Consider the following 14,109-nt stretch of genomic DNA (forward strand, 5'->3'; position numbering starts at 1 on the left):
ATAATTCTTATTTTTTTGCGTCTTCTATATAGCTAATCGCTTGACCTACAGTACCAATGTTCTCAGCCTGATCATCTGGAATTTGAATATCAAATTCTTTCTCGAATTCCATAATTAACTCAACAGTATCTAATGAATCTGCTCCTAAGTCGTTTGTGAAGCTTGCTTCGTTAGTTACTTCGTTATCGTCTACACCTAATTTGTCTACGATAATCGCTTTTACTCTTGATGCAATGTCTGACATAATTTTATAAGTTTTAAAATTTAAAATCGGGGCAAAAATACAAATCTTAAGTTTTAATTCTAATTTTTGCTGAAAAATGTGTCGCCTAAAATAAAAAAAATACTTGAATCTTTTGCCTCCGAGCCCATCATTGTTAATAATTATTCTTTTTTTTGCATGTACAACACAAGCTAAAAAAACATGAATCGAATCGTAATTTTTGCCTCTGGCTCGGGTAGTAATGCCGAAAATATCATCCAATTTTTTCAAAATTCGGAGCAAATCGAGGTTACGCACGTCTTGAGTAACAACCCAAATGCGGGCGTTTTTGACCGCTGCGAACGCTTGGACATTCCGGCGAGTTTGTTTGAAAAATCTTCGTTTAAAGACGATGATACCGTGCTCAATTTCCTGTTGGCAGAAGCCGATTATATAGTTCTCGCAGGATTTTTATGGAAAATTCCCGCTGCTATTGTCGAGGCATTCCCGAATAAAATTGTCAACATCCACCCAGCATTGCTTCCTAAATTCGGAGGAAAAGGAATGTACGGTATGAATGTGCACAAGGCAGTTAAGACCTCCGGAGCTAAGGAAACGGGGATTACGATCCACTACGTCAACGAGCACTATGATGAAGGCGCGATCATTTTCCAGGCTAGCACAGCCGTTACTGAAAGTGATACTCCTGAATCCATCGCTCAAAAAGTACACGAATTGGAATACGAACACTTTCCTCGTGTACTAGAATCATTAATACTAAAGAATGGGTAAGAAAAAAAAATACTACGTAGTTTGGAAAGGTAAAAAAACAGGTGTTTTTACCACTTGGGCCGAATGCAAAGAACAGATTAGTGGCTTTGAAGGTGCCCAGTACAAATCTTTTGCAGATAAGGCCGAAGCTGAAAAAGCCCTGCAAAAAAGTTTTGCAGACTACAAAGGTGTCGATACTCAAAAAAAAGTGCTCAGTGAAGCGGAAAAGAAAAAATACGGGAGCCCGATACTCGAAAGCATCTCTGTAGATGCCGCTTGCGCTGGAAATCCGGGACTTATGGAATACCGTGGAGTCCTCACCCACAACAAGCAGGAATTGTTTAAAATGGGCCCGTTTAAAAACGGCACCAATAACATTGGTGAATTTTTGGCTTTGGTGCACGGAATTGCCTTTTTAAAAAATAAAAACAAGGAAAATATTCCTATCTATTCGGATTCAAAAATTGCGATGAGTTGGATTCGAAAAAAACAGTGCAGAACAAATATTCAATTCGATGCGAGTAATAAAGAAATTCTCGACTTGATAAAGCGCGCAGAAACCTGGTTAAAAAACAACTCGTTTCAAACGCCTATTTTGAAATGGGAAACGAAGGCTTGGGGAGAAATCCCTGCAGACTTCGGAAGAAAATAAAAGCCGCATCTTACGATACGGCTTTTTTTATGCGATTACTTTACAGCAATCTTCGTTTCTTCCTTCCAGTTTTGTACGCTGGCTACGGTGTGATTTTTAAAATCCACTTCGCGTAAACCATCTTTGTGCCATAAAAACCACTTCCCTACTTTCTTTCCAGCTTCGTAGTGAGCGATGGCCGTTTTGTTTCCTTCTTGATCGAAAGTCATCCAAGTTCCTTCCAACTTTTTGTTTTTAAAGTATCCTTGCTCCTTTACTGATCCGTCTTTATGATAATAAGTAACTTTTACTAAGTCACCTGCCTTTTCGTATTTCGGGGCTACTTGTGCGCTCATAGCAGTAACCGCTAAAAAGCACGCTGCAACAACTAATTTTTTCATATCTAACATTTTAATCATTAACACTATAGTTACAAATATATCAAAAAATTTACATTTGAACAACCTCTACATAACATTAAATTAACATTAGGGTGATTTTCCCTTTATTTGCAAAGCTCCTGACTTTGAAGAAACTACTGTAAATACTAGAAAAAACAGAGATTGTTAGTCCTTAGCCCCTTGAGAACTTTATTTTTTATACATTTGATTTATGAACATAGCACAATATCTATTCGTCGGCTTATTAGCCGTTTTACACATTTATATACTCGTTATAGAAATGTTTTTATGGACACGCCCTAAAGGCATTAAAACCTTTGGATTAAAAAGCAAGGAATTTGCTGAAGAAACCAAGGTGCTCGCTGCCAATCAAGGACTTTACAACGGCTTTTTAGCAGCTGGATTTATTTGGGCTCTGATTACCCAAAACCACCAAACTGCTTTGTTTTTTACAGCCTGTGTATTTGTAGCTGGTTGCTACGGTGCGTATTCTACGGGAAAGCCTCGAATATTTATCGTTCAATCTATCCCTGCACTTTTAACAGGAATCTCATTCTTTGTGTAAACTTAATTTAATGACTACTACTACTAACCCACAGTAATCAATTTAATTAATCATCAAAAAATGGAACAGTACACGGAAAAAATTAAAAATCTAGTCATCGATTATGCACCGAAAATAGCCATGGCTATTGCTATTTTGTTGGTCGGTCTTTTTGCCATTCGAATTTTTGTCAAGGCGAGTAAAAAAATCATGGAGAAACAACAGGTCGACATTACCTTACAAAAGTTTTTAGGAGACCTTTTGAATTGGACTTTAAAAGCCCTGCTTTTTGTCACTGTAATCTCTAAATTAGGAGTCGCTACAACCTCTTTTGCAGCAATTATTGGTGCTGCCGGATTGGCTGTAGGTTTAGCTTTACAAGGCTCTTTGGCTAATTTTGCAGGCGGAACCTTGATCATGATTTTTAAACCATTCAAAGTAGGTGATCTCATAGAGGCACAAGGCGTAACTGGTGTGGTCAAAGAAATTCAAATTTTCACCACCCACATCAATACTCCAGGGAATAAGTTGGCCATCGTACCCAACGGATCGCTTTCTAACGGAAACATCATCAATTACACAGCTGAAGGGCAATTGCGTGTCGATTTAACCTTTGGAGTATCGTACGACGCTGACATTAAAAAAACCAAAGAGATTTTAATGGACGTCCTTACGGCTAACCCGAAAGTATTGAGCGACCCTGCTCCTACTGTAAACGTATCAGAATTGGCAGACAGCTCTGTAAATTTTGCCGTACGTCCTTGGGTAGAAACTGCCGATTATTGGGATGTTTATTTCGGAACAACTGAAAATGTAAAACTCGCTTTAGACAAAGCTGGTATCGAAATACCTTACCCACACTCTGTGGAAATCCAAAAAGAAGGTTAACGCTTTTTCTCAGGCGTTGCCACAAAATCTTTTAGATAAAAAGGCTCAAAATAAGCGACATCTTCGATGTCGTTTTTTTTGTACTTCTCATAACTCAAACGCGCCATTTCTTTCGACGACGGAAACTTAGCTTCGATAAACACCGCGTTCTCATGTGTAATAAGCGCTTTACACTTTGCCGCTCCATCGCCTAAAAAGTATAATTTCTCTGAGGCCAGCCACTTCGAGAAGGAGCTTTCATCAATAATTTCTGCTTCAATTGGACGCACTTGCTGCAGTGTACCGTCGTATACCGCTGAATACACCTCCATACGTCTCGCATCTAACATCGGTACAATCAAGCCATCAGTTACCTCGACACTACTCGCTAATGACCTTAAAGTCTCAATAGAAATTAACGGGATGTCTTGTGAAAAACAAAGTCCCTTTGCTGCTGATACACCAATGCGTAATCCGGTATAAGACCCCGGACCTTTACTCACCGCTACAGCTGTTAAATCATTCAAAGCTACCCCTGCTTCCGCTATCACCTCTTTAATAAAGGGATGTAATTTTTCTGCGTGAGAATAGTTACCATCATTCAATTCTCTCAAAGCTACAACCTCACCATCACGAGCTAAACTAACCGAACAATTTTTCGTCGCTGTTTCAATGTTTAATATAAGTGCCACTGGTATTTATTTAAGTTAATGTCGCAAAGATACGGCATAAAAAAAAACCTTACGGCATGGTAAGGTTTTAGATCAACAATAAATTAGTCCCTGTAAAACTAATCTACTATGGATTCTCCAAAATAGAATTTTAAAACTTTCGTTTTGAAAACATAATCGTATTTAGCACGAATCATCGCTCCTTCCGCATTGACCAATCGATTGCGAACCTGATCGAAATCGAACTGCGTCATCGATCCGTAGTCATAGCTTACCTGTGCATTCTTAAAAGCCTCGTTTTGGGCATCTAAAGAAGCTTTGGACGCTTCGTAAGTTTTTAGTGCAGCTTTTGCATCTAAATAGGCCTTTTCTATGGTTTGTTGCAGTTGTAATTTTTGATTCTCTAGTGCGATCTCTGAAATTTTCTTGTTGATAACCGAACGATCTACGCGATTTTTTGTTTGGAACCCGTTAAAAATCGGAATGTTTAAGCTCAAAACAGCTCCGTATCCAAGATTTCCGTCTAATTGCGTAAAAAATCCATTGTTCTGTAGGCTTACCACTCCAGTATTTGGATCGCGCACTGGAATCACATCTTTTTCTCCCAATACTGTTTGATACGAAGTACTCGCATTTGCCGAGAATGACAAGGTCGGTAAGAAACCTCCTCTTGCCAAATCAATAGACAGGTCTGCATTCTTTACATTGAGTTTTGCTCTGTCAATTTCAGGACGATCTAACAAAGCTCTTTGGTATACCTCCTTAGAACTCGAGTACAGCATCGCTGTAGATGGCGAATCGACAGCAATTGCTTCGATATCGAAATCATCAGCTGAAATTTGCAATAACTGAGCCAATTGCAACAAGGCTAAATTTAAGGTATTCTCCTGCAGCACCACATTCTGAGCATCATTGGCTGCCGTAGATTGTACGTTTAACAGATCTCCTTTAGGAATCGCTCCTGCAGAAAATTGTGCCTGCGCTCTCTCGATTTGTTTTTTACTAATTTCCGCTTGTACAATAGCCACATTTAAATTCTCCTTTGCAAAAAGTACATTTAAATAGGTCTGAACCACATTTAAGGAAATATTGTTAATGTTGGTTTTTAAATCCAACTTGCTTCCTTCCACTCCTAACTTCGATTGTTTTAGGGTATTTTTATTCCTGTTTCCGTTGTAGAGCACCGTACTTGAACTCAAGCCAAAACCATTTCCACGAGTATTTCTAGAAATTCTGGAACCACTTTGACCAATAAACGATCCGAAGTTTACATTTTGTGACGCAGAGGCGTTCAGACTAGGCAAGAAATTTCCCTTTGCAATAGCGACGTCCTTTTCTGCCAATTGCACGTTAATTTCATTTTGTTTAATGGTGAGGTTATGCTTTACTGCGTAGTCCACACAGTCTTTTAAGGTCCATTTCTTTTGAGCAGTAGCACTCAAGCTGAGTAATAGCCCTGCTAGTAATACAATTTTAGTTTTCAAGACGTTAATTTTTATGTTTGCTGGATATCTCCAATTCCTATTCCAATGTAAAAACAAAACTTAAAACACTGCAATACAGCATTTTAAGTTTTGTGATTTTTATTATATGGTAAAAACCGAACACTTATCTGTTTGATATCGAACAGTAGTTACTCATATTCACGTCAATAGGACGACTAAAATTGCATTATGTTACAATTTTTTTATGTATTTTTTTTAAGCCGCGTTTTTCTTGCGGTGGCGGTAAATAAAATAAAACAACACTCCTACAAGTATATAAGGGAAGATCATTAAATAGGTAATCCCATTATTTACGCCTTCGGCCATCGTTTCATTTCCTCCTTCAACAACCGCCTTACACATCGCACATTGCGACCAAGCTTTTCCGGATAGCAGTATAAAAACTACCAGTGTCAATACAGTTTTTCTATACATAATACGGAGAGATCATTAGATAAACAATAACTCCCGTCACTGCGACGTACAACCACAATGGGAAGGTAATTTTCGCAATCTTCTTATGAGCCGGAAATTGCCCAAGCCTTGCACGCATAAACGTGAATAATACGAAAGGAATGATAATAATTGACAGTAGTATGTGCGTAGCCAAAATAAAGAAATACACATATCGAATAGCTCCTTCTCCTCCGTAAGGCGTTGAGGTAGATGTCATGTGATAGGCTACATACATTACTAAGAACAATACGGAACAAGCGATGGCTAATGTATTTAATTGCTCGTGTAACTTTCTATTTCCCTTTTTAATGGCAATCACTGAAGCCACTAATAAAACCGCTGTGATCCCGTTGATCGTCGCGTAAATTGGTGGTAAAAAACTCAGCGGTTCCACATCGAGTTTGATACCGAATAAGGCTGCTACAGCCAAAGGAATTACTACAGATACTACTGTAATAAACTTCTTATATTGTTTTTCCTGCTTTACATTACTCATTTAACAACAATTTAATATCCTGTTTTAATTCTTTTATTTGATCTCCAAATTTGTGCTCATCCAAGGCTCTGTAGTACAAAATTGGATTTCCGTGCTCGTCGTAACGAGATCGGATATACCCATCTTTATCCACCAAGGCAAAAAGCCCTGAGTGCTCAAAACCTCCGTGAGACCCTTCTCCTTTTCCCGCAAACAACTTGAATCCTTCGTTGGATAATTCATACACTTCATCTTCTGACTTTCCGGTCAGTAAATGCCAATTTTTGTGGTTTATACCATAGCGTTTCGCATAAGCTGTCAACTGCTCTGGAGTATCAATTTCAGGAGTAATTGAAAACGAAGCTATACCGAAATTCGGATTTCCCATAAATTCGTTTTGAATTGTCACCATCTTCTTATTCATAATCGGGCAGATGGTTGGGCAGGTAGTAAAGAAAAACTCTACTACATACACCTTTCCTTCATAATCCTTATGCGTGATGGTTTTTCCGTGTTGATCTATAAATTCAAAATTGGGTACTTTATTAAATTTATGCAAATCAGCCTGTTTAAAGTGGCTCACAATCTTTGGCACGGCATAGATCCCAAAGAGTAAAATAATAAAGGCAATTCCTACGTACGAATAATTTTGCTTTTTCATAATCACTATATTTCTCTATCGGCATTGTTCTTTTTGAGCGCCAAACGGTACTCAGCCAATACCACTTTTACATCGTCTTTCATTTTATCATTGAGCTCCGCAACCGAAGTCATATTATATCCGTACAAAATACCGTCAGCGGCGTCCTTGTCGTCCTTACGACCACGTAAAGCAACATCCTTATCGATAATGAATGCTTTTGAAGTATGTAAATTACTATCGAGTGATTGGTTGGTTTTAAAACTGTCGTACAAAACTTCTATTTCCGCTTCACTTGCAAAAACGAATCGCCATTTAATCATGTTTGTAAAGGCACCAATTTTCTTCTCGAGCTTGGCCACCTCTTCTTCGGTACCTTTTACGGCCACCACGACGAGTTGAAAATCTTTAAATCCGTAAAAGGGCTTGTAAATTTTTTGGTTCAAGTTAAAGAACTCCCCTTTAACGGCATCCACATCCTTTCCTAAAAAGGTTACGATAGAGATATTTCTATCGAACTTACAATTCTTATCAACCGCGGAGATATCGACGATATCGTTGGTCAAGACGGGTAATTTTGCAAAATTATTGATCCCTAAAGACAAAAATATATAAAATAATAACGGCACTATAAAGAGTGCAAAGAGTACGATAAACTTTTGTTTTTTACTCATATCAGTTAAGATTAAAGACAAAAAAAGGTGGTTTAACACCACCTAATTTCTAATTTTATAAGATTACCACTTTACTAATGGTGCTAATGTATCGTGTAAATAACTTCCTTCGATTAACACTAGTGTTACTAGGTAACAGATAAGGAATACTCCTGTCCATACTATTGAACGTCTGAACCAGGTTTTTTCACCTTCTAGGTGCATAAAGGCCCATGCGATATAGTAAGCTTTTGCGATGGTTAAGATAATGAATATCCAGTTTAAGAAACTCGTCCCTAAAAATCCTTTTAAATGTAGACTATCAGGTTTGTAGATCCCAAAAACAACTTCCACTGCTGTAATAATTGATAGAATCGCTAAAACTATCCAGATTCTATTTGTATTTGATTCGTGTCCGTGACTTCCCATGTTTGCTTTTATTTTATAATTATACTAAGTAGAAGAAGGTAAATACAAATACCCAAACTAAATCTACAAAGTGCCAATATAATCCTACTTTCTCTACCATTTCATAATGTCCTCTGCGCTCGTAAGTACCTAAAACAACATTAAAGAAAATGATAATATTCAATACGATTCCTGAAAATACGTGGAATCCGTGGAATCCTGTAATAAAGAAGAAGAAATCGGCAAAAATTGGGTTACCGTACTCATTCTCGATTAAGTTAGCTCCTTCCACTACTCCAATTGCCTTTGCCAACTGCGCTTCACTTTCCGCTCTCGACAATACAATTTTTTGTTTCGTTTCAAGATTCATTTTTTCAGTCCTGATTAACAAAGAAGGATCGTTTTTGAAAGCTTGTTGCACTTGTGCTACTGAATACTGAGAAATCGTTTTCTCATTTTCGAACCAAAGTCCATTCTTTCTGGTGTGCTGCGTTCTATCATCCATACGCTCACCGTGCACAAAATCAGCTAATGCGATTTGATGTCCGTCCTTTACAAATTGTAAGATATGATTATCTGAAGTTTTAACCGCTCCGTAAGAACCGTTGATAAACGTTTTCCATTCCCAAGCCTGAGAACCAACGAAAATAATACCGAATACGATGGTTACGAACATATAGGCCGCTACCTTTTTTTGTTTCATTTGATGTCCTGCATCAACAGCCAATACCATAGTTACCGACGACACAATAAGGATAAAGGTCATAAAGGCAACATAAATCATTGGGTAGTTTCCGTGGAAAAACGGGATGTGCGTAAATACCTCATCGGCAATTGGCCAAGAGTCAATAAATTTAAAACGAGTTAAACCATACGCCGCTAAGAATCCAGAAAAGGTCAATGCGTCAGATAATATGAAAAACCACATCATCATTTTACCATAAGTAGCGCCAAATGGTTTTGCACCACCACCGCCCCAGGTTTCTTTTTTGTCAGAATTTACAGCAATATTTGCTTCCATAAATACTCTTTAGTTAATTTTTGTTAAAACAGTGCGCCAAAATTACGCAATTTTCATCACCTAATAAAATAGAAAAAGAAAAATAGATAAATCCATAAAACATCTACAAAATGCCAAAAGATAGCTCCGAGTTCAAATCCAAGCATATCAGCAGCTGTATACTTCTTTTTAAAATGATTATAAATAACGACTAATAACACGATAACCCCTGCTAACAAGTGCAATACGTGCATAAAAGTGATTCCTATAATGAAAGAAGTTGATACCGTACTCTCCGGTCCTGTAAAATACAATCCTACTTCCTTAAGTTGATTAAATCCTACATATTGATACCAAACAAATCCCATTCCGAGAATAAATGTGAGTACCAATAGGGTCAATGATTGGCTTAATTGATTCTTTTTTAAGAATTTTTGTGACAACCAAAGGGTTATACTACTAAATACAATTAGTACAGTACTGATGTAAAATGCTTGAGGTAATTCAAAGGTTACCCAATCTTCTCTGTTCATGCTCACTACATAGGCACTGGTAAGACCTGCAAAGAACATCACCATACTGATCATAGCTACCCATAACATCGGTTTTGCCGATTTCCTTTTCGCTGCGCTTAACTCTTCTTGTAAGCTTTGTGTTTGTTCACTCATTAGTGTAAAAATTTATCTACTACATATATAATTGGTACTACCGTAATATAAAATACGCTAGCCAACATTAATTTTCTCGCATCAGTATTTTGCTGTGATTTGTACAGAACAAAGGCGTAGTACAACATCAATCCTCCCAGTGCTAAAATAATCACAGCGGTAATCGGATGTATGTAAAAACTTCCCGTAACTTCTAATACAGGTGCGATAGACATCAGGATCATCACACAGGTATAAAATATGATTTGTACAATGGCACCGCGATCTTTCTTGTCCATGGGCAACATGTGTAAGCCCGCTTTGTTGTATTCTTCAAATTGCAACCATCCAATAGCCCAAAAATGAGGAAACTGCCAAAAGAACTGAATCATGAACAAAAAACCAGCTTCAATACCGAAAGTTCCCGTTGCAGCCACCCATCCTAACATAAAAGGTATGGCTCCTGGAATCGCCCCTACGAAAACTGCTAAAGGTGTAACCGCTTTTAATGGCGTATAGGCACTCGTATATAAAAAGATGGAAACGGCCCCGAATAAGGCACATTTCGGATGAATTGCATATAAAATAGCTATCCCTGCAATGGTAAAAAACGAAGCGATCACCATCGCTGTAGTCACAGACATGCGGCCCGCAGGTAAAGGTCTGTTTTTGGTTCGTTGCATTACCGCATCTATATCTTTCTCGATCACCTGATTAAATGCATTGGAAGCACCTACCATAAAATATCCACCAATGGCCAATAGTACTATTGTAGTAAAGTCTATCTCTGTAGCCCCTAATAAATAACCCGTAATCGAAGTAAACACAACGCTGACAGACAAGCCTACCTTAGTAAGTTGTTTAAAGTCAGTAAAAAGTGTTTTTAAAGATGATTTTTCTTGTATCGTTGAAACAGTACTCACTTAGATCTAAAATATTTTTGCAAAGATATTTCTTTCTAAGGGATTTGCCATAATTTTTACATCTGAAATAAAAAAAATTAAAAAAACGCTTGGCAATTCAAAAAAAGGTCCTATATTTGCACCCGCATTCACAGTAATGCAAGTTCTTTAAAATATAAAACGACTACGCGAAAGTAGCTCAGGGGTAGAGCATCACCTTGCCAAGGTGAGGGTCGCGGGTTCAAATCCCGTCTTTCGCTCTGATCCTTTTAAAAGTTAATGCTGAAGTGGTGGAATTGGTAGACACGTTGGACTTAAAATCCAATGAGCCGTAATGCTCGTGCGGGTTCAAGTCCCGCCTTCAGTACTCATAAGCCTCACCTAGGTGAGGCTTATTTTAAAAAGTAGTCAACAACTTATACGCAGAAGTGGTGGAATTGGTAGACACGTTGGACTTAAAATCCAATGGGCCGTAATGCCCGTGCGGGTTCAAGTCCCGCCTTCTGTACTAAAGCCTTAACAAATTTTGTTAAGGCTTTTTTGTTTTTATCACGCTCTTACCTGAGCTTCTCAAAACCACAATCAACTAAAAATCATCAATTTAAAATCACCCTAACCCCGACCGATACGCTTTTGGAGTGACTCCTGCCTTGCCTTTGAACAGTCGGCTAAAGTATTGTGGGTATTCAAAACCCAGCTCAAAAGCGATTTCCGCAATGGTCTTATCAGTGTTTAGAAGCAACGTTTTAGCCTTGTCAATCACGAAATAGTGAATCGTTTCCTGAGCATTTTTCCCGGTTTCTTTTTTTAATACATCACTGAGGTAGCTATCTGATAGATGCAATTGTGCCGCAAAATAACGCACCTGAGGTAAGCCCTCTACCAACGCTGCATCAAAATACCGTTTTAACAGACCTTGAAATTGACTTACGATATCTGTGTGTTCACTTTTCCTAGTGATAAACTGTCTGCCGTAAAAACGCTTGGTATAATTAATCAGTAACTCGATAGTCGTTACCAACACATCCTGACTAAAATCGTCAATAGGAGCTTGACATTCCTCACTAATATTCCGAACGATCTCGTTTAAAGTACCCTTTTCTTTTTCCGAGAGATGCAATGCTTCATTGGTTTCATAGGAAAAAAAACCGTACTCCATTATACTGTCCATTAACCCATAACCGCGAATCAAATCGGGATGAAAATACAAGGCCCAACCTTCTAGGTCTCCTCTTTTGGAACTTTCCGAGATCTCCAGTACTTGATTTGGAGCAATCCCCAATAAAACCCCTTCTGAAAAATCAAAATACTTCCTTCCGTACTTAAAAGGTTCTCCGACTTTAGTTTTCAAAGAGATGCTAAAAAACGGGGTGGTCAATTTTTTCCCTAAAGCTTCTCTGGGCACGCTAATGTCTGCCAAATTTACTACTGAAAGTAAGGGGTGAAACGGTTTTTCACATCCGAAAAAATTGTGCAATTCTGAAATAGACGTTATTTTTAAAAATGTACTCATAACTGTATAAAGATACTCAAAAACCAAAGGGCCATATCCGAAATTAAGAGGGCCCTTGTTGAATTATTATTAAAAAAGCCCACCCACAGTTTCCTGCAAATAGGCTTCAAATTAACGAATAAGTCTTTATTGAACTCCAAATTGTTCGGCAATCATCTGATAAAAATCTCGATCATTCATTGCCTTTCGCGCCGCAAGTAATTGTTTTGCATCTTCTCCTGCCCAGTACCTCAACTGATCCGAATTATCAGTAGCAGCCTCAAAAACAACTTGAGCAATCTGTTCTGGGGTACTCAATTTCTCCGCATAGGCCTGCACTGCTAAAAAGTACTTTTCTAAACTGTCTTTATAATCGGCAATACCTCCATCTCCTGTTTGCTCTAAACTGGTAAGAAAATCGGTCGCAACTCCCCCCGGCTCTACCAATTTAACTCGTATTCCGAGCGGATTTAATTCGTACTGACTATCTTCGGTAAAGCCTTCAAGAGCGTGTTTAGTAGCGTGGTACAATGCCTGAAAAGGGAAACAAGCTCTACCAACCATGGACGACACATTAACGATAAGCCCCTCTCCTCGCGCTCTAAAATGTGGTAGTATCGCCTTGGTAGTTCTTACCACACCAAACACGTTCACATCAAAAATTCGCTGCATCAGCTCTTCTGAGGAAGCTTCAATAAGCCCCATCATTCCAAAGCCTGCATTGTTAATCAGTACATCAATAGTTCCGAACTTAGCAACTCCCTTTGCTATAGCTTCCTCTATACTCTCTTGCTTCGTTACGTCAAGTGCCGTTACCAACACCCTGTCTAGTTGTTGTAGCTCAGTTTCTTTTTCTGGTGTACGCATGGTCGCAACCACATTCCAACCACTGGCTTGAAATAACTTTACAGCCGCCTTACCGATACCTGAAGATGTTCCTGTTATTAATACTGTTTTATTTGCTGTCATGATGTTTATTTTTAATCTATACCACAAATTTACAGTCACTTGCCTAGCCAGTTCTTATACGAATCCCCCCTCTTTGTATACTTTTTCAGGATGGTATGAATTCTCAAATATTTTAATTAAATTAAAGAATCGTGTAATGACTTGCATTCCACCACGTCTAAACCATCAGTTGTAAAAAGAATATATCCATGAGAAACCTATTGTTATTACTAAGTTTTAGCTTTGTGTTAAGTACTACGGCACAGACCAAGACCTTTGATTCGCTTTTAAAAAAACACGTAAGCACCAGTGGTCATGTAAATTACAAGGCCTTTAAAAAAGATCGAGCAACACTGCAATCATACTTAGACTACTTAGCCAAGACCTCTGCACAGAAGAGTTGGTCAGCGGCCAAAACTAAAGCCTTTTGGGTCAATGCCTACAACGCTTATACAATAGCCTTGATTTTGGACAACTACCCTTTAAAAAGCATCATGTCTGTGAAGAAAAAAGGGAAAGATGCTTGGAATATTCCTTTTGCTAAAGTAGGTGGTAAAACCTATACCTTAAACCAAATAGAACACGAAATTCTCCGCAAACAATTTAACGATCCTAAAATTCACGTAGGAGTAAATTGCGCCTCGGGCTCTTGTCCTCAACTAGGAAACTTTGCCTATACTGAAGCCAACTACGAAGCGAAAACCAGCGCTTTGATGAAAAAGTTTATCAACGATCCTAAACGCAATCAACTGGGAGAAAAAAAGATATACCTGTCAAAAATTTTCGAGTGGTTTAAAGGTGATTTTACCAAAAAAGGATCTCTAATTGACTTTTTAAACAAGTACAGCAATACACCGATTAGCCCAAAAGCGAAAGTGCGTTACCTCGAATACGATTGGAGTTTAAATGGAAAGTAG

Annotated in this window: 19 protein-coding genes and 3 tRNA genes; 8 read left to right on the forward strand and 14 right to left on the reverse strand. The window is 38.3% G+C overall.

The annotated features are described in order from the left end of the window. Positions 1 to 7 precede the first annotated feature (7 nt). Positions 8 to 244, reverse strand: a complete 237-nt coding sequence (locus ACKTS5_RS18900; protein WP_028891431.1) for an acyl carrier protein — start codon at positions 242 to 244, stop codon at positions 8 to 10. Between the two features lie 180 nt (positions 245 to 424). Between ACKTS5_RS18900 and purN the strand changes: the two genes are divergently transcribed. Together purN and ACKTS5_RS18910 are read left to right on the forward strand one after the other, a co-directional pair. Then, the gene (purN, locus tag ACKTS5_RS18905; RefSeq protein WP_408045451.1) at positions 425 to 994 is read left to right on the forward strand and encodes a phosphoribosylglycinamide formyltransferase; all 570 of its coding nucleotides are present in this window, start codon (positions 425 to 427) and stop codon (positions 992 to 994) included. Next, complete coding sequence (locus ACKTS5_RS18910) at positions 987 to 1,625, forward strand: ribonuclease H1 domain-containing protein (RefSeq protein ID WP_408045452.1); 639 nt, start codon at positions 987 to 989, stop codon at positions 1,623 to 1,625. The genes purN and ACKTS5_RS18910 overlap by 8 nt, the downstream gene beginning before the upstream one ends. A gap of 35 nt (positions 1,626 to 1,660) precedes the next feature. On the opposite strand, the gene ACKTS5_RS18915 is transcribed toward ACKTS5_RS18910, so the two are convergent. Further along, positions 1,661 to 2,005 carry a toxin-antitoxin system YwqK family antitoxin gene (locus ACKTS5_RS18915; RefSeq protein ID WP_408045453.1) on the reverse strand — a complete coding sequence of 115 codons (345 nt, stop codon included), beginning with the start codon at positions 2,003 to 2,005 and terminating at the stop codon, positions 1,661 to 1,663. Positions 2,006 to 2,216: 211 nt separating this feature from the next. On the opposite strand from ACKTS5_RS18915, the gene ACKTS5_RS18920 reads away from it, so the two are divergent. Together ACKTS5_RS18920 and ACKTS5_RS18925 are read left to right on the forward strand one after the other, a co-directional pair. Beyond that, positions 2,217 to 2,570 carry a DUF1304 domain-containing protein gene (locus tag ACKTS5_RS18920; RefSeq protein WP_408045454.1) on the forward strand — a complete coding sequence of 118 codons (354 nt, stop codon included), beginning with the start codon at positions 2,217 to 2,219 and terminating at the stop codon, positions 2,568 to 2,570. Positions 2,571 to 2,630: 60 nt separating this feature from the next. Next, positions 2,631 to 3,437, forward strand: a complete 807-nt coding sequence (locus tag ACKTS5_RS18925; RefSeq protein WP_408045455.1) for a mechanosensitive ion channel family protein — start codon at positions 2,631 to 2,633, stop codon at positions 3,435 to 3,437. Here ACKTS5_RS18925 and tsaB read toward each other — a convergent pair. From tsaB to cyoE, 10 genes are all read right to left on the reverse strand, one after another. Further along, complete coding sequence (tsaB, locus tag ACKTS5_RS18930) at positions 3,434 to 4,108, reverse strand: tRNA (adenosine(37)-N6)-threonylcarbamoyltransferase complex dimerization subunit type 1 TsaB (RefSeq protein WP_408045456.1); 675 nt, start codon at positions 4,106 to 4,108, stop codon at positions 3,434 to 3,436. The two genes, ACKTS5_RS18925 and tsaB, sit on opposite strands and share 4 nt — an antisense overlap. 98 nt (positions 4,109 to 4,206) lie before the next feature. Further along, a complete protein-coding gene (locus ACKTS5_RS18935) occupies positions 4,207 to 5,571 on the reverse strand; it encodes a TolC family protein (protein WP_408045457.1) in 1,365 nt (454 codons plus the stop codon). 216 nt (positions 5,572 to 5,787) lie between these two features. Further along, entirely contained in the window at positions 5,788 to 6,006 is a 219-nt protein-coding gene (locus ACKTS5_RS18940; RefSeq protein ID WP_408045458.1) for a cytochrome c oxidase subunit II, read from the reverse strand. Next, positions 5,999 to 6,523 (reverse strand): DUF420 domain-containing protein, encoded by a 525-nt coding sequence (locus ACKTS5_RS18945; protein ID WP_408045459.1) that lies wholly within the window; start codon positions 6,521 to 6,523, stop codon positions 5,999 to 6,001. The genes ACKTS5_RS18940 and ACKTS5_RS18945 overlap by 8 nt, the downstream gene beginning before the upstream one ends. Next, positions 6,516 to 7,163 carry an SCO family protein gene (locus ACKTS5_RS18950; RefSeq protein ID WP_408045460.1) on the reverse strand — a complete coding sequence of 216 codons (648 nt, stop codon included), beginning with the start codon at positions 7,161 to 7,163 and terminating at the stop codon, positions 6,516 to 6,518. The genes ACKTS5_RS18945 and ACKTS5_RS18950 overlap by 8 nt, the downstream gene beginning before the upstream one ends. 5 nt (positions 7,164 to 7,168) lie before the next feature. Beyond that, positions 7,169 to 7,816, reverse strand: coding sequence for a hypothetical protein (locus tag ACKTS5_RS18955; protein WP_408045461.1), 648 nt, complete (start codon positions 7,814 to 7,816; stop codon positions 7,169 to 7,171). 63 nt (positions 7,817 to 7,879) lie between these two features. Beyond that, a complete protein-coding gene (locus ACKTS5_RS18960; RefSeq protein ID WP_408045462.1) occupies positions 7,880 to 8,224 on the reverse strand; it encodes a cytochrome C oxidase subunit IV family protein in 345 nt (114 codons plus the stop codon). Positions 8,225 to 8,243: 19 nt separating this feature from the next. After that, a complete protein-coding gene (locus ACKTS5_RS18965) occupies positions 8,244 to 9,224 on the reverse strand; it encodes a cytochrome c oxidase subunit 3 (RefSeq protein WP_408045463.1) in 981 nt (326 codons plus the stop codon). 56 nt (positions 9,225 to 9,280) lie between these two features. Beyond that, the gene (locus ACKTS5_RS18970) at positions 9,281 to 9,871 is read right to left on the reverse strand and encodes a cytochrome c oxidase subunit 3 (RefSeq protein WP_408045464.1); all 591 of its coding nucleotides are present in this window, start codon (positions 9,869 to 9,871) and stop codon (positions 9,281 to 9,283) included. Then, entirely contained in the window at positions 9,871 to 10,773 is a 903-nt protein-coding gene (gene cyoE / locus ACKTS5_RS18975; RefSeq protein WP_408045465.1) for a heme o synthase, read from the reverse strand. Before cyoE ends, ACKTS5_RS18970 begins: the two co-directional genes overlap by 1 nt. Positions 10,774 to 10,940: 167 nt before the next feature. Here cyoE and ACKTS5_RS18980 point away from each other — a divergent pair. The 3 genes from ACKTS5_RS18980 to ACKTS5_RS18990 all read left to right on the forward strand — a co-directional run bounded on the left by ACKTS5_RS18980 (position 10,941) and on the right by ACKTS5_RS18990 (position 11,260). Continuing rightward, a tRNA-Gly gene (locus ACKTS5_RS18980) sits at positions 10,941 to 11,012 on the forward strand. A gap of 21 nt (positions 11,013 to 11,033) precedes the next feature. After that, positions 11,034 to 11,119: transfer RNA gene (locus tag ACKTS5_RS18985), tRNA-Leu, on the forward strand. 55 nt (positions 11,120 to 11,174) lie between these two features. Next, positions 11,175 to 11,260 (forward strand) — tRNA-Leu (locus ACKTS5_RS18990). 99 nt (positions 11,261 to 11,359) lie between these two features. Here ACKTS5_RS18990 and ACKTS5_RS18995 read toward each other — a convergent pair. Next, entirely contained in the window at positions 11,360 to 12,265 is a 906-nt protein-coding gene (locus tag ACKTS5_RS18995) for a helix-turn-helix domain-containing protein (protein WP_408045466.1), read from the reverse strand. A gap of 126 nt (positions 12,266 to 12,391) precedes the next feature. After that, positions 12,392 to 13,213: an SDR family oxidoreductase gene (locus tag ACKTS5_RS19000; protein ID WP_408045467.1), complete on the reverse strand. Its 822-nt coding sequence runs from the start codon at positions 13,211 to 13,213 to the stop codon at positions 12,392 to 12,394. 188 nt (positions 13,214 to 13,401) lie between these two features. Here ACKTS5_RS19000 and ACKTS5_RS19005 point away from each other — a divergent pair, with 188 nt between their 5' ends. Beyond that, positions 13,402 to 14,109, forward strand: coding sequence for a DUF547 domain-containing protein (locus ACKTS5_RS19005; protein WP_408045468.1), 708 nt, complete (start codon positions 13,402 to 13,404; stop codon positions 14,107 to 14,109).

The organism is Tenacibaculum litopenaei (assembly GCF_964514025.1).
Taxonomy (GTDB): domain Bacteria; phylum Bacteroidota; class Bacteroidia; order Flavobacteriales; family Flavobacteriaceae; genus Polaribacter; species Polaribacter litopenaei.